Annotated in this window: 13 protein-coding genes; 11 read left to right on the top strand and 2 right to left on the bottom strand. The window is 46.1% G+C overall.

Annotation, left to right across the window (positions count from 1 at the left end; all coding sequences use genetic code 11):
• Positions 1-2: 2 nt before the first annotated feature.
• A complete protein-coding gene (nifS, locus tag BUQ78_RS08800; protein ID WP_074199944.1) occupies positions 3-1,172 on the bottom strand; it encodes a cysteine desulfurase NifS in 1,170 nt (389 codons plus the stop codon).
• Positions 1,173-1,450: 278 nt separating this feature from the next.
• Between nifS and BUQ78_RS08805 the strand changes: the two genes are divergently transcribed.
• The 11 genes from BUQ78_RS08805 (at position 1,451) to BUQ78_RS08855 (ending at position 15,137) form a co-directional block, all read left to right on the top strand.
• Positions 1,451-2,131, top strand: coding sequence for a GntR family transcriptional regulator (locus tag BUQ78_RS08805; protein ID WP_014807225.1), 681 nt, complete (start codon positions 1,451-1,453; stop codon positions 2,129-2,131).
• A 526-nt stretch (positions 2,132-2,657) separates the two neighbouring features.
• On the top strand, positions 2,658-4,274 hold the full coding sequence (locus BUQ78_RS08810; protein ID WP_404792158.1) for a dipeptidase: 1,617 nt from the start codon (positions 2,658-2,660) through the stop codon (positions 4,272-4,274).
• A 134-nt stretch (positions 4,275-4,408) separates the two neighbouring features.
• Positions 4,409-4,999 (top strand): DUF6305 family protein, encoded by a 591-nt coding sequence (locus BUQ78_RS08815; protein WP_074199945.1) that lies wholly within the window; start codon positions 4,409-4,411, stop codon positions 4,997-4,999.
• Positions 5,000-5,076: 77 nt separating this feature from the next.
• The gene (locus tag BUQ78_RS08820; RefSeq protein WP_041459789.1) at positions 5,077-6,405 is read left to right on the top strand and encodes a C4-dicarboxylate ABC transporter; all 1,329 of its coding nucleotides are present in this window, start codon (positions 5,077-5,079) and stop codon (positions 6,403-6,405) included.
• 188 nt (positions 6,406-6,593) lie between these two features.
• Positions 6,594-7,757: a M14 family metallopeptidase gene (locus BUQ78_RS08825; RefSeq protein ID WP_014807220.1), complete on the top strand. Its 1,164-nt coding sequence runs from the start codon at positions 6,594-6,596 to the stop codon at positions 7,755-7,757.
• Between the two features lie 108 nt (positions 7,758-7,865).
• Positions 7,866-9,509 carry a dipeptidase gene (locus BUQ78_RS08830; RefSeq protein WP_074199946.1) on the top strand — a complete coding sequence of 548 codons (1,644 nt, stop codon included), beginning with the start codon at positions 7,866-7,868 and terminating at the stop codon, positions 9,507-9,509.
• Positions 9,510-9,616: 107 nt separating this feature from the next.
• Positions 9,617-10,612: a Mur ligase family protein gene (locus tag BUQ78_RS08835; RefSeq protein WP_014807218.1), complete on the top strand. Its 996-nt coding sequence runs from the start codon at positions 9,617-9,619 to the stop codon at positions 10,610-10,612.
• Positions 10,612-11,010, top strand: coding sequence for a poly-gamma-glutamate biosynthesis protein PgsC/CapC (locus BUQ78_RS08840; protein WP_074199947.1), 399 nt, complete (start codon positions 10,612-10,614; stop codon positions 11,008-11,010). The genes BUQ78_RS08835 and BUQ78_RS08840 overlap by 1 nt, the downstream gene beginning before the upstream one ends.
• The gene (gene pgsW / locus BUQ78_RS08845) at positions 10,997-12,073 is read left to right on the top strand and encodes a poly-gamma-glutamate system protein (protein ID WP_074199948.1); all 1,077 of its coding nucleotides are present in this window, start codon (positions 10,997-10,999) and stop codon (positions 12,071-12,073) included. Before BUQ78_RS08840 ends, pgsW begins: the two co-directional genes overlap by 14 nt.
• 33 nt (positions 12,074-12,106) lie before the next feature.
• Positions 12,107-13,441 carry an NAD(P)-dependent malic enzyme gene (locus BUQ78_RS08850; protein ID WP_074199949.1) on the top strand — a complete coding sequence of 445 codons (1,335 nt, stop codon included), beginning with the start codon at positions 12,107-12,109 and terminating at the stop codon, positions 13,439-13,441.
• A gap of 436 nt (positions 13,442-13,877) precedes the next feature.
• Positions 13,878-15,137, top strand: a complete 1,260-nt coding sequence (locus BUQ78_RS08855) for an argininosuccinate synthase (protein ID WP_014807207.1) — start codon at positions 13,878-13,880, stop codon at positions 15,135-15,137.
• Between the two features lie 48 nt (positions 15,138-15,185).
• Here BUQ78_RS08855 and BUQ78_RS08860 read toward each other — a convergent pair whose 3' ends face one another.
• Entirely contained in the window at positions 15,186-16,439 is a 1,254-nt protein-coding gene (locus BUQ78_RS08860; RefSeq protein WP_318259598.1) for a B12-binding domain-containing radical SAM protein, read from the bottom strand.
• Positions 16,440-16,469: the final 30 nt, after the last annotated feature.

Raw genomic sequence — 16,469 nt, forward strand, 5'->3', positions numbered from 1 at the left:
TTTTACCCCCTTTTGCCGTAAGGAGACATTGCCCTTAACGACTCTACCACTTTGGGCAGATTTTCCAATACGTAATCGATGTCCTCGTCGCTTGTGTCCTTACCCAACGTCAACCTCAACGATCCGTGAGCCACCTCGTGGGGCAACCCTATAGCAAGAAGCACATGGCTGGGCTCCAAGCTTCCCGATGTGCAGGCCGAGCCGCTGCTTGCCCCTATTCCCAATGCATCCAAGCGCAAAAGCATGGATTCGCCTTCGATGTAGCGGAAGCAAAAGCTTGCGTGAAATGGAAGCCGCTCAAGGCGATGGCCGGTCAAAATGACGTCCGGGATGTTTTTTAAAACTCCATCGATCAGCTTGTCTCTAAGGCGCGTCTCCTTTTCCATCTCACCCTTTGCAAGCCTTTCTGCTGCCAATGCGGCTGCCTCGCCGAAGCCCACTATTCCTGCGGTGTTTTCCGTGCCGGAGCGTAGCCCTCTTTCCTGGCCGCCACCATGAATGAGCGGGATGACTTTGACCCCTTTTTTGATATAGAGTGCCCCCACGCCCTTGGGGCCGTACATCTTGTGTGCTGCCATCGTCATGAGATCAACGGGAAGATTTTTAACGTCGATAGGTATGTGCCCGGCAGCCTGGACGGCATCGCTGTGGAAGAGCACTCCGTGGCTGCGACATATGTTTCCGATTTTTTCTATGGGCTCAATAGTGCCTATCTCGTTATTAGCGAAATGAATGGATACCAGTATGGTGTCAGGGCGAATGGCGCGTTCAAGCTCATCAGGTCTTATCATGCCGTACTCGTCGACCGGCAAGACAGTTATATCGAAGCCCTCCTTGGCGAGCCAGTTACATGTATCCAACACAGCGTGGTGTTCTATGGCAGAAGTTATGATGTGTCTTCCCTTGTCTTTTTTGGCAAAGGCTACGCCTTTTATGGCGAGGTTATCAGCCTCGCTTCCGCCTCCCGTAAAAATTATCTCTGCAGGATAGGCGTTTATCAGCTGTGCTACCTGATTTCTGGCTTTATCCACTGCCTGTCTTGCCTTTCTGCCCCAGGCATGCAGGCTGTTGGGGTTTCCGAAATCCGGCGCAAAAAAGGGCATCATAGCATCAATTACCCTTTGATCGACCGGCGTCGTTGCCGAATGGTCCAAGTAAACGAAACGGCTCATTTTTGTATCGCCTCTCTTTATTAGAGATACCTAACTTCTATTAGGAAGTTTATTCCTTGACACGCCGGTTGTCAATGATACCATGCAATAAGCGTATTTCGAATATTGCTTTGAGTAAGCTGTTCGCCTATGAATGAGCATGAAATTTGTTGTTTAGGATTTTGTGCGAGTTTAACTCGTGTTATTGGTCAAGGTTTTAGTTGGAATTGGTCTTTGATATTTGGTATATTTAAAAACAATAATCCAGATCGACATATTATTTTAAGTGGGGATGAAGGATGGAGAATTCAAGTGTTATCAGACCATTGGTTGATGTAAACATCAGCGATAAGGTGTTTGATGTACTTAAAAAGGCAATACAGTGCGGAGAGCTAAAGCCGGGCGATGTCCTTATAGAGCGTGATCTTGCAGAAAAACTGGGAGTTTCGCGCACGCCTGTTCGCGAGGCAATACAGCGCCTAAAGTCAATGGGGCTGGCTGTTCAGATTTCAAAGAAGGCCGTAATCGTGGCAAGGCCCACGCCGAAGGAAGTGATAGATACCTATGACGTCCGGGAGGTCTTGGAAGGGCTTGCCGCGGGCAAAGCCGTCGATAACGTTACTGCCGAGGATATCTCTTACCTCAAGAAATTGATGGACGATATGCATAGATGTATCGAAACAAACGACGACGAAGGGCTTGAAAGAATCCACATGCTCTTTCACGAACGTTTGTACAGTTTATCGGGAAACAAAAAGCTTCATCAAATATTGATGGACCTTAGGGAATGCATAAAGGCTTACACACACGTGGGTTATTCTTTTCCAGGCAGAAAATTGGAGGCCGCAAAAGAACATGCTGAGATCTTAGAGGCCTTGATATCGCGTAATCCCAAAAAGGCCGAAGACTGGGCCAGGAAGCATATTGAAAGATCCAAGGAAGCGTATATAAAGGAGCTGCAGAAATCAAAAGAATACTAGAAATTTGTCGATGGATAGGATGACATGGCTATCTCGGTGCAATTTTAAAGGTGAGCTCAGAATATGTCTAGCCAATTGTAGATCAATATCAAGTAGATATAAGATCAACATATTATCTATCTTAATCGCTACATCTAAAGCGTAGAGTAGCATCGATGTTTCATTATATTGCTACATAATTGAAGGTGCTTATTTTTTAAATTAGGTAATTATTAATAATTTATCGCGACTGCAGCATCACGTCGTGTAAGTATATAACTTTATGAAGATTGTATATCATTGTAAAATTTAGTACATTTAAAATAAGCAATTTTTAGTTTGACTGTAACGAACTTTGATGTATAATCATGTTGAAATAGTTGCTATTATAACTATCGTAACTTAAAAATTGTTTTTGCAAAGAAACAAAATGAAGCTTCGGTTTTAAGCGATATCAGTCAATGTATCCACCATAATTTCCAGTCCTCTTCCGTATATTTCCATTCCTGAATGCTATTACATTAAAATAGAGAAGGGAGTAAGTTTAATGAACATGAGGAAAGCGTGTTTCCGATTGTGTACCGCATTAGCTGTTGTTGCCTTATTTGTTGGATCAGTATCAGCGTGCACGGACATAGTAGTTGGGAAGAAGGCTTCCGTCGATGGCTCTGTAATGACCTCTCATACTGCGGATGGAGCGTTTTACGATGCTAATGTTCGGGTCATAAAGGGTAAAAAGTTTCCTAAGGGGTCAAAGGCGGATGTCTTTTGGAACATAATTGGTGAGGAGAATTATGCTCCGAAGAAGATAGGGGAAATTCCTCAAGTCGAAGAAACGTATACATATTTTCATGTGGGATATCCTTTTATGAACGAGCACGGGGTTGCCATAGGGGAAACGACAATACCTCAGAAAGAAAACTTAAAGACCTTTTATCCGGATGGTAAGGCTATAATGACGATCGAGCAGCTGGAAGTTTTTGCTCTACAGAGAGCAAAAACGGCTCGCGAGGCCATAAAAGTTATAGGAGAATTGGCCGAAAAGTATGGATTTTTGCCGTCCTGTGGCAGCGAGGGAGAATGCCTTACGATTACCGATTCCGACGAGGCTTGGGTGTTTGAGATGTTCAGCGCAGGCTTCATGTGGACTCCCGAAAGCGGGAAACCGGGTGCGATATGGGCAGCCCAGAGAGTGCCTGATGACTGCGTAGTTGTCGTGCCCAACATAAGTCGGATTCGCAATATAGATCCGAATGACAAGAGTAATTTTATCGTATGCAAACATTATATGGAACCTGCTATAGAGAATGGTTGGTATAACCCTAAAGACGGAAAACCTTTCGTTTGGCAGGAAGCCTATTCTCCGCTTACTGGCAACGACGATTGGTCCTTGTCTTCCATATGGGTTCGCGATCGGCTCCATACCCTTTACAGTAAGTTAGACCCATCCAGGGAATGGGATCCCTATGCTGAGACGATGTCCTATCCTTTCGCTATTAAGCCCGCAAAGAACTTGTCTGTTCAGGATGTCATGGAGATGTTAAAAAGCTACATGGCCGGTACGCCTTTTGATATGACGGAGAATAACGCATGGTACGTGCGCGAGGGGGATAAAATGGTCAAAAGCCCCTTGGCCACTCCTTTCATGACGTCAGATCAAAGGAAGTTACTCAATATACCTTACTATCGACCGGTTGCCAAGTACGATTGTGCATACAGCTTTGTATCTCAGGCACGGTCCGGATATCCTACGCCGCTTAAGACAGTACTTTGGTTTGGATATGACAACCCTAATACTACCTGTTATGTTCCTATATACTGCGGCGCTTTGGATACAAGGGAAAATTGGCGCACATTTGATAGGGATGCCTTTTCTTTGAATTCCGCTCAATGGGCCTTTATACTGGCAGATGATCTGGTTAACAAGCGATATCAGGATGCAATTAAGGATCTGCATCAAGTGCGTGATCCCCTTGAAGAAACATTTTTCAAAGAACAAAAGGATGTAGATGCAAAGGCTTTGGAGCTGTCTAAGAAGAATCTGCAAAGTGCAAAAGATTATTTGACGGAATACACGAAAAGCTGCATGGAAAAGGTAGAGAAGGCATGGTGGAATTTAAATTGGACTTTGATAACGAAGTATAATAATAATAAAGTCAAATAAAATTTTCTAAAGCCTAATTTTGCTTATATTTTTTAACATTAGCAAAAATATTAAAACAATTGACCTTAAAACTTTGACTGATATTATATTAGGCGTCGCTAGCGTTATGAAATTAGTGAAAAGGGGGTCAAAATATGAAGAAACTAGCAAGATTTCTTGCGCTCGGTAGCTTAGTATGTGTATGTTGTGTGTTGTGTTTGTCGATGGTTGCCATAGGCAATGAGATACCGCCTATCAAGCCGCCAATCATCATCACGACTTGTGGCCAGAGTCCTGGTGCCGTTATGGTAAAGATGTCCATAATGCAGGCTCAGATCGCGCCTGTGGAGAACAACAATACGATCACGGCTTCCGAATTGAAAGGCAAGGGTTACAAGACGCTGATCGTTACGACAGGTACCAGCGGTAAAGGCATGGGCGCTGCTGGAACCAACGTAAACAAGGAGATCGCTCGTTGCAAGGAAGTTATTGAAGAGGCCAAAAAAGAAGGAATACTGGTGATAACTGCACATGTTGAAGGAATGGCACGACGCACCGACAGTGCCGATCAGCAGTCAATCGATGAAATCATGCCGCTTGGAGATGTAATGTTGGTTGTGGCAGACAGCAACTCTGACGGATATTTCACTAAATTGGCCAGAAAATATAACAAACCGTTGATAGAAGCTAAGGATGCCCTGGAGATTGGGGCAAAGTTGAAAGAATACGTTGAGGTGAAAAAGTAGTGAAAAGTACGTCCTGCCCCCTGGGCGGGACGTACTTTTATTGGCACTAAAATCTTTAAGAAGGGAAAATGGTTCATATGTTTGCACATGCAGAGATCGTTCTGGTAGTTATTGTTGTGGCCTTTGCCATATTTAAGTTGTTAAAACTTACCACTGAACTGTCCATGTTCCTTTCAGCTATAGTGGCCGCTATAGCGCATTCGATTCTTTTGCGGTTGGCATCTGATCCTAGGGGTATTGTGCCGCTCATTCCGGTACGTCATATCGTTGAGGGAGCTTTCACTTATTTTGATGTATGTCTGATATTTCTTACGGCGACGTTTTTTATGGCGCTCTTTAGGGATAGCGGTGGCGTTGCGTTCATAGTGAGAAAAATAGTATCAGCTTTTCACACCAGACGAAATTTGTGTTTGTTGTTCTTAACATTGGTTTTATTACTTCCTGGAGCTATTACAGGCTCTGGCGCGACAACAGTTCTTACTGTCGGTGCGCTGGTGGGTTCTGTATTGACCTCGATGGGGATTGATGAGACCAAAAGGGCTGCAATTATATTTATGGGAGCTGCGATGAGTGCAGCTGCACCACCAATTAACCTTTGGGCAATGATGGCTGCAGCGGGTGCTAATATGCCTTACGTAGGTTTTGGCAAGCCGTTGCTGGTGCTGTCGTTATTGGGTGCCCTGTTTTCTACCTATTGGTTGGCGGGTAAGGCGAACAAAAAATTGGAGTTGCAAGAAGCTTTAAGCATGCTTCCCGAGGTACCCGAGAGACAAAACTGGTTTAGGGTTGGATTCCCCTTTGTTTTGTTGTTGGCATTAATACTGGCCGGTAGAATATGGTTTTTCAATATGCCCGTATTGGGGCTGCCGTTATTGTTTATGCTTGCCTCTCTTTCTGTTGTCATTCTAAGCCCAAAACCGTTGCCCATATGGCAGATTGCATGCTCTACCGTACATTCGCTATTGCCGTTGGTTGGCATTATGGTAGTGGTAGGCGTGTTGATCCAGATCATGGCCTTAAGCGGCGCGAGGGGATTGTTGTCATTGTTGATAGTTACATTGCCCTTGGGAGTGCTGTATGCAACGCTTTTCTTTATCTTGCCCATCTCAGAGGGTGCCCTTCAGTATGCTGTGGCTCCCTTGATTGGAGTTCCGCTCATCATGCTTTTTAACATGAAGGGAATGGATCCGGTAATTGCCCTGTCAGCTATGGCTGTAATATGGCCAATTGGAGACTGTTTGCCACCAACTGCAATTGTGGGTCGGGCAACTGTAATTGAATTGGAATACAAGGGTAAGTATTACGGAGAATTCCTTAAAACTTGTCTGATACCCATGGCATTTGTAGCGTTAATTGGAACGCTATTTCTTATTTTTAGTACAAATCTGTCTTTCTTGGAGGGATAGCTTAGATGATACTGGCAAATACTATCATAATGTGGCTATATTACGGTATAGTCCTGTTTTTTACAGGAGCTATTCTGCGTAATTTTGTCAAATCGACAAATGCTCAAGATATTGTCCTTTATGGCATTGTCTTGCTTCCCTTTGTCCTTAGACTAGCAAGACTTAAGTAGCAATTAGGAGGCTTACTTATGCCAAATAAATATGTAAAGATCTTTACAATAATATTTCTTATCGTCTTTGCGTCAATCGGTGGACATGATTTTTATGTTCACAGGCACTTTAAAGAAGCAATGGTGCCTTCCTCATCCTTGACAGAAGTTAGACATCTGTCTGACTATGAGCCTTCCCTCAAGGGCACTGTTAATGACAGTAACATATACGTCTTCGATAGTGGCATTCCCGGTGGCACGGTTTTGCTTTTGGGGGGGACACATCCTGAAGAACCGGCTACTAATTTAACCGCGCTTCTTGTGGCAGAGAATGTAAAAATAGAAAAGGGACGCCTGTTTGTCATAATTAGAGCAAACAGGAGCGCCTCTACGGGAACAAGAATGGGAGAGGCATACCCTGATTTCTACCATGTAAAGACTCCATGGGGAACAAAAATTTTTCGTATGGGAGATAGGGTCTCTAATCCTTTGGATTCTTGGCCCGACCCTGAAGTATACATTCATTACCCGACAAGGCAGATGCTGGCGTATATGGATTTTAGAAACCTAAATAGATGTTGGCCAGGCAGAAATAACAGTGCCATTACTGAGCGCACTACATGGGCCATGATGCAACTCATTAGAGAAGAAAATATGGATATGGTTGTAGACCTACATGAGGCTGAGCTTGAGTATCCTGTCATCAATACAATAGTAGCGCATGAAAAAGGACAGGCAGTAGCTGCGATGACTTCAATGACGCTGACTGCTCAACTGTTTGATGTTCCTCTTAACATGGAATTTTCGCCGAAAGCGTTGAGAGGTTTATCTCACAGAGAAATTGGAGATCATTCCAATGCTATGTCACTGCTTGTAGAATCAGCCGAGCCCATGCTTGATCGCATAAGGGGCATTACCGACGAGTACCTCCTCATGACGGGTAAAGATGAGTTTGTTGTAAAAGCGGGAGAGCATGGATTGCTTTACTCGCCAATAGATGAAAAGGGTTGGCCCATAGATGTTAGGGTAGGGCGTCATTCATCGACCTTTCTGACAATGTTGCAGTTTTTTACTATGATGTACCCAGATAAGCCAATAGTCGTATCAGGGGTCCCTGGCTATAAAGAGATTATTGCAAATTCTTTAGGGACTTATCTTCATAACCCACAAGAAGCAAAGGATGGCCATGTCTTTTACGATTGAGCGCTTTTGATTTAGATGGGAAAGGAGGGGGTAACTTATTTAAGACTAATATTGTAGCATAGCATTAGGTAAGCATATTTTGGTTACAAGGAGAAGGGAGAGAAAAAGATGAGTCGAAGGTTGGCAAAAATTTTGTCGTTATCCGTGCTGGCTGTTTTTTTGCTCAGTCCTGTAGCTGATGCTTGTACCACGATCATTGTAGGGAAAGAAGCCTCCACGGACGGATCCGTAATGGTGACGCACACATGCGACGGTTGGTACGATAACAGGGTTAGAGTGGTTCCGGGAGGCATTCATAAAGATGGAGAAATGACGCCGGTATACAAAGAACTTTGTCATGGCACCAGGCCAGATATGCCCTTGGTGAAGGTGGGTGAAATTCCCCAAGCGAAAGAAACGTATACGTATTTCCATGTGGGATATCCGTTTATGAATGAGCATCAAGTGATAATGGGAGAGGCGACATGGACCGGACGCGACGAAAACTATTGCCCGAACGGTTGGATGATGATAGAGCAACTTCAAGTGTTTGCACTGCAGAGGGCATCTACAGCTCGCGATGCAATAAAAATCATGGGGCAACTTGCAGAGAAGTATGGATATGGCGATGGTGGCGAAACTCTCCTTGTGATTGATAAAAACGAAGGTTGGATATTCGATATATGCGGTCCGGGTCCTCTTTGGACACAAGATAGCAGGAAACCAGGGGCCATTTGGGTTGCTCAACGCGTTCCCGATGATTGCGTAACAGTTGTCTCCAATCGCACAAGGATTGGAACGATAGATTGGAACGATAAAGATAACTTCATGTATTCTTCCAACATAAAGACGTTTGCCCAGGAGATGGGGTGGTGGAAACCAGGAGAGCAGTTTGTCTTCCATAAGATTTACAATCCCGAACCGTATGGAAGCCCCTACTACCAGCAACGCAGGGAATGGAGAGTCTTAAGCATTTTGGCTCCATCTTTGAATTTGAAGGAAAATGCTGCAGATATGTATCCCCTTATGGTAAAACCCGATAAGAAAGTATCCGCAAGAGATCTCATGAGCATAAACAGGGATTACTACGAAGGAACTCGTTTTGATCTTACGAAGGGACTTGCAGCAGGACCATTTGGCACTCCAAATCGTTATTCAACGCCCAAGGAAGTTCGTCCTGAAGGCAGGAAGGATGTAGATTGGACTCGAGCAATTTCCATATTCCGTTGCTCCTACAGCTTTGTAGCCCAGGCAAGAAGTTGGTTGCCCGATCCTGTAGGAGGTGTTTTATGGTTTGGAGAAGATGCGCCTCATTCCACGGTGTATATGCCGATTTATGCAGGCACTGCGAGCCTTCCTCAGAGCATTACGGAATGCAAGCGAGCGGAGTTCGACAGGAACTCCGCATACTGGGCATTTAACTTTGTCTCTAATTGGGCCGACTTAAAGTTTAACTATATTATGAAGGACATCAAGGCGGCACAAAAAGCTTATGAGGATGAGTTCTTCATGTATCAACCAGTCGTTGAAGATAAGGCAGTTGCGCTTTACAAAGAAGATCCATCGAAAGCTAAATCTTATTTGACCGATTATGTAAACAAGAGTATGAATAAGGTCGTAGATGGATGGTGGAACTTAGCTCAGCAGCTCGTTGGGAAATACTCTGACGGATTCATCACCTACCCTGACGGCAAGCAAGAATCCGTTGGTTATCCGACGTGGTGGCTTGAGACTGTCGATTTTGGAAAGGAAGAGATGGAACCTAAGCAGTAAATTAACTATGGCATAGGCATTATGCCTTACGGCAGTTCGACGGGGATGATAATAACTTCCCGTCGGACTGCTTCTGGTTTTGAGGTTTTGATCGAAAGGGGATTATTTTGAAGGCGAAATACAGGGTGCTTGTCACCGGCACACGGGGTAAAAGTAGCCTGGTTAGGCTAATGACAGCAGGTTTTAGGTCCGCAGGCATGGCATGTTTTTCTCGCATAACTGGAGTCATACCTACCGAGCTGTCGCCTCATGGTGTCAGGAGGATTATAAGGTCGAGGGAAGGGCACATAAAAGAACTTCAGTGGTGGCTTTCAACAGTGCCTCCGGTTGCTGATGCAATAGTTGCAGAAAATAGTGCTGTTTCGGAAGAATTTCAACCTCTGGCTGCAAGATGGCTGGAACCGAACCTGGTGATTTGGACGAATTTGAGAGAAGATCATTTTGAAGCTTGGGGTCCGACTAAAGCTGGAGCAAGAATGGCTTTGTTTTCGGGTATACCAAGGAAAGTTGCGGTTATCCTAGGGCCGAACATGGATGACGATAAAAGACTGCTTGAACTTTTGAAAAAAAATCAAAATGCAATTTATTTTACGCAAGGTAATTTTTCTAATTTTGAGGATGCCAATGTTGCGCTCGCAATACAGGCGTTTAAAATACTAGGTTTAAATGTGACCAAAGAGAGGATATATGCTTATTTAGACGACGATCCCGGCAGGTTCAAGGTGTTAAAGGCGGGCAACGGCGTCCTGGCGTTTGCTTTTGCTGCCAACGATCTGGAAAGCACCGTTGATCTTTTTGCGTCACTTGGTTGGGACGAAAAGGAAACGTCCATTCTTTTTAATAATAGGCGCGACAGGCCGGGAAGGCTTAGGGCTTTTGAGCCCTGGCTTCGCAGCGAACGATGGGATGGTGTTTTTATATGCGGAGCTCACCCCCTGCGGTTGATAAGGGGCGCTAGTTGGATTTATTTTAAAAACAAGGAAGAGATTGTCTCGTTTGTGGGAAAAAGAGGCTTGGTATTCGGATGTGGCAATATAGCCGGTCTACCTATATTAGAACTATTGTCATGTGAAGAGGTGAAAGGCAACTGCAGCAGGATTTAATGGTTATCGCCATAAGCATAATTATTGGCATGATTTTTTATTACAGAACGGGCATAGCAACCGGAGGCATCATCTCGCCTGGTTTATTGGCCATCAAATACTTTTCATGGCAATTATTCGCGATAGCAATAGCATATTCAATGATCATATTGTTGGTATTAGAAGTTCTCGTCAGAGTCTTCGGTGTATATGGAAGACAAAGGACATGTTTTGCTCTGCTCTTGGCAGCTTTTTTGGGTATAATTTCAAGTTCAAGCTTGCCGTGGATTGGATGGATCGTGCCCGGGCTCATGGCGGCAGACATGCAAAGGCAAGGTATTCTTCCTACGACTTTGGGGCTGTTGGTGGTTTCTGGACTATCGCTTTTGACGGGGCAATTGATCTATGGGATATTTTAGTGCTTTCTTTCATGGTTTATTTAACATATTCTTTGGGAGCAACACGCCCCTGTCGAAGAAATGTAATCTTAAACTAATTATCCTCGCAACAGTCGTAGGTCTTTTAATATGGGCATGGCCATCAGGAAACCTTACCATCGAAGAGGAAAGGATTTGGGATAGGGTCAGGGATGCCCAATCCTACTTGTATAATCTTAAAGTTCAAACTGAAGGACATGTTCCACCTGAAGAATTAGACCCTATGAAGTGCGGGTTGATAGGCGTGGAATGGAGTCCGATTTCTACGACAATAGGATCGCTTCAATCCAAGCAGATATCCTGCAATCCAATTTGGGCGGTCATATTCCTGCGATGGTTTGATGAACTGGGCCTGAAAAAAGGCGATCGTGTGGCGATTTTGAGTTCTGGCTCCTTCCCTGGTTTTCTGATTTCTTCCATCATTGCGGCCGAAGCAAAGGGATTGGATGTATTTCTTCAGATATCGCTGGGTGCTTCTACCTACGGGGCTAACGATCCGGATTTTCCTATATCCCGCATCCTCGCGGAGTTGCGCAAGGCTGGGTACATTTCCTCGAAGGCTGCCTTTTATACTTTAGGCGGAGACTACGAAATAGGCGGAGGTATACCTAAAGAGGGCATAGATTTAATGTTAAAATCTGCTCAAGCGGAAGGAGTTCCTGTATTGCGAGCCAAATCGCTGCAGGAGATTACTGAATCCAAGATGAGATATTTAGATAAGTTTAACCCCTCATTGGTCATACACATTGGGGGTGCCCATTCCAACATTGGAACTGACGAGAGCGTGCTTTCCTTGCCCCCCGGCATTTTAAGCTCGAGGCATGAAAAAAATGCCGGAAACGGGATAATATCTTTGATGCTTAAGAGGAAAACGCCCGTAATTCATATTCTTAATGTGAAAAGGCTGTGCAGGATTACCGGTGTCCCCGAAAGGGCAATATTTGTGAAAGCTGGTCCTACTCCTTTTAGGTTGCCGAGAGCTTTATTGGGTCTCATGTGTTTTGCGGTATTTTTATATAAATATGAGCGTTGGACAATTGAATAGCCTGTATCTCATGGACAAGCGAGGTGGTTTTTGATGGATTTTACCAATGACGAAATGATCGAAAAGGCTAAAAAACCGGCCGAGGAAGCGCTAAAGCTGCATCGATTTTACCATGGCAAGATGCAAACGGTGCCCAAGTGCTGCATCAGGGACATATCTGACTTTGCCATCTGGTACACGCCAGGTGTGGCTGAACCCTGCAAGGAGATAAACAAAAACCCTGAGCTGGCTTACGAGTTTACTAATAAGGCAAACACCATAGCGGTCGTAACTGACGGAACGAGGGTCTTGGGCTTGGGCGACATAGGGCCCGAAGCGGGGCTCCCCGTCATGGAAGGCAAGTGTATGCTCTTTAAGTACTTGGGTGGTGTGGACGCCGTGGCAATTTGCCTTGATACCAAAGACCCCGATAAGTTCATAGAGACGGTCAGAATGCTTACTCCTGCCTTCGGCGGGATCAACCTGGAAGACATAGCCCAACCGAAGTGCTTTTATATTCTCGACGAGCTTCGCAAGGACTGCAAGGTCCCGGTATGGCACGACGACCAGCAGGGAACGGCTGCCGTTAACCTGGCAGGCCTTTACAGCGGCCTTAAGATAACCGGCAAGAAGATCGAAGATATAAAGGTCGGCTTTTTTGGCTGCGGGGCCGCTAACGTCGCTACGGTAAGGATCCTAATAAGCGCAGGGGTCAATCCCAAAAACATACTTATTGCAGACAGCAAGGGAGTGCTGCACTCGGAAAGAAGCGACCTTGACGACGTAAAATACGACATAAAGCGGCACCTTGCCCAAATTACCAATCCCGATAACGTCAGCGGAGGACCGGAGAAAATCTTTGAGGATGCTAATGTGGTGTTTTGTTACACCAAACCAGGCCCCGACGTGGTAAAAAAGGAATGGGTCGCCAGGATGGCCAAGGACGCAATGCTTTTTGCCTGCGCCAACCCCATTCCCGAGATATGGCCCTGGGAGGCCAAAAAAGCCGGTGCCAGGATAGTTGCCACAGGAAGGTCCGATTTTCCGAACCAGATAAATAATTCCTTGATCTTCCCTGCGGTTTTTAGAGGTACCCTTGACGTCAGGGCATCGGTCATAACTGATGAAATGTGCATAGCTGCGGCAAAGACGTTGTCAGAGTGCGCCGAAAAGATAGGCTTGAACGAGGATTACCTGATTCCTACCATGGATCAGACATGGGTATACCCTGAGGTCGCTGCGTCGGTGGGTGTCAAGGCAATCGAACAGGGCGTGGCAAAACTCACCGCTTCCAGAGAGGATCTGGTCAAGATGGCGGAAGAAAGGATAAGGCTTGCCCAGGAGATGACGAAACTTCTCATGAAAGAGGGGTTGATAAAATCTCTGTAAATTTGGCCAAAGGGCTATTGACAAATTTTATAATATTTGGTTAACTAACCTCAAGTTCATTGAGGAGCGTGGAATGTTGATGTTGACATCTCTTCGAATAAGACGAGCTAGACGTATAAGACCTTGTTCCGCTCAGTTGTCCCATAATAGGGCGATGAGGGGGAAAGTAAGTCTGTGCTCGTCGACAGAGAGGGGATGCAGTAGCTGAGAGCGTTCCTCGAAAGTAGCCGGACCGAAGAGAGCTCCCGAGCCAGTTCCGAAGAAAGGTTAAGACCAAGTAGGAACTCGGGTGGCCTCCGACAAAGGGCCGGCAAGAGGGCAGGACCAAAGAGGTCCTAGCCAAAAAGGGTGGTACCGCGGGCAATTAAAGGCTCGTCCCTTAAGTGGGACGGGCCTTTTTATTTTATGAACATAATTCAAAGAAGGAGGAATTGTGATGTATAAGGGAAAGGTAGTTTTAGCTTACAGTGGAGGGCTCGATACTTCCGTTGCCATAAAGTGGCTCATGGATCAGGGGTATGATGTCGTGACGTTCACTGCCGATGTGGGTCAGACCGTGGATTTGGAGGCCTGCAAGGAAAGGGCGCTCCTCATAGGGGCCTGCAATGCTTACGTCATGGATCTGAAGGAAGAATTTGTACATGACTTCGTTTGGCCTGCACTGAAGGCAAATGCCATGTATCAGGGAACGTATCCCTTGACGTCAGCGCTTTCGAGGCCTCTGATATCCAAGTATTTGGCAAAAATCGCTGAAATCGAGGGAGCTGTTGCAGTTGCTCACGGATGTACCGGCAAAGGCCAAGACCAGGTTCGCATAGAAGTTTGCACCAGGGCATTAAAGCCGGATTTGAAGGTTTTGGCACCGGTAAGGGATTGGCACTTCTCCCGGGATGACGAGATAGATTACGCCAAAGAGCACGGGATCCCCATTCCGGTCACGAAGAAAAGCCCCTACAGCATCGACGATAATCTGTGGGGCAGGGCCATCGAATGCGGTCCTCTTGAGGATCCCTGGACAGAACCACCGTCCGATGCCTTTACGCTTACCGTTGATCCCTGGAAGGCGCCTGAGGACGTAAAATATATCGAGATAACCTTCAAGGAAGGGTTGCCCGTTGCTCTGGACGGCGAGGAGATGGACGGCGTCACCTTGATCGCCAAGTTAAACGACATCGCCGGCAAATATGGTGTCGGGCGAATAGACATGATCGAAGACAGGCTTGTCGGATTTAAGAGCAGGGAAGTATACGAATGCCCGGCGCCGGTCGTGTTGCTTCAGGCTAAAAAGGCATTGGAGAAGATGACGTTGGCCAAGGATTTACTAGCCGTCAAAGCAGACCTTGAACTGAAATATGCAGAGCTTGCCTACGTGGGCTACTGGTTTTCGCCCCTGAGGGAAGCGTTAGATGCCTTCTTCAACGATGCCCAAAAGGTGGTAAACGGCGTCGTGAGGGTGAGGTTGTATAAAGGTCAAAGCGTAGTAGTAGGCCTTAAGTCCCCCAATTCCCTTTATGTAAACGACCTTGCTACGTACTCTGCCGGAGATTCCTTCGACCATTCTTCGGCGGTCGGCTTCATAAATATTTGGGGGCTTCCCATAGTCACATGGAAGCAGGTGCACGGATCCAAGAAAGGCGAATGTACATGCGGTGCTAACGTTGACAAGGAGGCCGTAGGTTCGAGCCAGAAAGGTTAAAGATAAAAGCGGGGTGGCGTCTAAGTATTTTCTGACGTCACCCCGCTTTTATCTGCCATTTGCGAGGTCTTTAAGCTCCTGAAGCTGATCTTGCGTGATATCAGGCGTCATGTACCCGCAGTAAGCGGTGTTATTTTGATACAAAGGTTCTGTCCTGAACTGGGGAAAGCTTTTGGCGCATTCATCAAACATTGGCGTTCCCGGAATTGGGGAGTACTCAGCCAGCTTGGCGGTTGCGCCCAAGGATTTTACAAATAAAATAGCCTCTTTTACGCTTTCATAGCTTTGACCTGGCAGCCCAACCAGTATATACGTCTCGATGTCGTTTAAGGAGTAACCCGCCTTCAGCAAGTTTTTTACGGCCTGGACATACTGCAGGTTGCAGACCTTGTCGGAGCTTGCCCTTTGAACGGCCGGGTCTGTGCCTTCGAAGCTCAACCGTATCGTCTTAAAACCCACCTTGAAAAGATAGCGGGCGCAAAGTTCGTCGATTTCCCTCACGTGAAGGCCGTTAGGGGTATGAAAGCGTAAATCGCTAAACCCGTCTTTTAACCTCTCGCACAAGGGATAAAAATGCCTTTCTTTGTCCATCAAAAGAGCATCATCGTAGAAGGCCATATCTTTGACGGTCGGGATGCTGGCCTGAAAGGATATCTCGGCGATTACCTCTTCTGTCGGACGCCTGCTGTATTGTGGCCATAGCTTCCCGGAAGCGCAGTACCTGCAGTGCAAAGGACAGCCTATCGATGTGACCGTGACGCCATATTCCGGATTGTCGTAGAGGTCCAGGGCGGGCCGACGCAAGGGCAGGTTAAGCTGACAGGTTTGAACACCGTCGACGCCCAGGGTCTGGGCGTGATCGGGGCAAAGTTGAGCATATATGCCTCCAAGTAGCAATGGGATATCGGGAAAATGCCTTTTTATTATGTCGATACACCATTTTACTCCCAGGTACCAGTACGTCATGCCCGAGGTGACTAAAATTACGTCGGGCCTTTTTACTTGGGAAAGCCTCTCCTCGAAAGCTTCCTTCGTCATGCCAAAATGATAAAACCTGCGCGGGATGTCCCGGTAAGCATCGGGCTTTTCGACCCTTGCCCTTTGGGTCTTATGGCGTCCGAAGGTTTTAGGCTTGCTGCGTCCCTCGTATATGCAATCTATGAGGCTGACATCGTTTCCCAAGTCCCTCAAGTAATCCAGTATATAAAGTAGACCTAAGGGCTTTGCCCAGAGATCGAAGAAGGCGAAGTCGAAGACCGGCGGGTTAATCCCGAGAATATTTTTGTGGCTCAAGCTTTTCAAAAACGATGAGTAATCGCCCATGTTTAAAGT

Source organism: Acetomicrobium flavidum (assembly GCF_900129645.1).
Taxonomy (GTDB): domain Bacteria; phylum Synergistota; class Synergistia; order Synergistales; family Acetomicrobiaceae; genus Acetomicrobium; species Acetomicrobium flavidum.

Excerpts from the sequence above, each read along its gene's own strand:
- nifS (WP_074199944.1), bottom strand. The coding sequence starts at position 1,172 with ATGAGCCGTTTCGTTTACTTGGACCATTCGGCAACGACGCCGGTCGAT.
- BUQ78_RS08805 (WP_014807225.1), top strand. The coding sequence starts at position 1,451 with ATGGAGAATTCAAGTGTTATCAGACCATTGGTTGATGTAAACATCAGC.
- BUQ78_RS08810 (WP_404792158.1), top strand. The coding sequence starts at position 2,658 with ATGAACATGAGGAAAGCGTGTTTCCGATTGTGTACCGCATTAGCTGTT.
- BUQ78_RS08815 (WP_074199945.1), top strand. The coding sequence starts at position 4,409 with ATGAAGAAACTAGCAAGATTTCTTGCGCTCGGTAGCTTAGTATGTGTA.
- BUQ78_RS08820 (WP_041459789.1), top strand. The coding sequence starts at position 5,077 with ATGTTTGCACATGCAGAGATCGTTCTGGTAGTTATTGTTGTGGCCTTT.
- BUQ78_RS08825 (WP_014807220.1), top strand. The coding sequence starts at position 6,594 with ATGCCAAATAAATATGTAAAGATCTTTACAATAATATTTCTTATCGTC.
- BUQ78_RS08830 (WP_074199946.1), top strand. The coding sequence starts at position 7,866 with ATGAGTCGAAGGTTGGCAAAAATTTTGTCGTTATCCGTGCTGGCTGTT.
- BUQ78_RS08840 (WP_074199947.1), top strand. The coding sequence starts at position 10,612 with ATGGTTATCGCCATAAGCATAATTATTGGCATGATTTTTTATTACAGA.
- pgsW (WP_074199948.1), top strand. The coding sequence starts at position 10,997 with ATGGGATATTTTAGTGCTTTCTTTCATGGTTTATTTAACATATTCTTT.
- BUQ78_RS08850 (WP_074199949.1), top strand. The coding sequence starts at position 12,107 with ATGGATTTTACCAATGACGAAATGATCGAAAAGGCTAAAAAACCGGCC.
- BUQ78_RS08855 (WP_014807207.1), top strand. The coding sequence starts at position 13,878 with ATGTATAAGGGAAAGGTAGTTTTAGCTTACAGTGGAGGGCTCGATACT.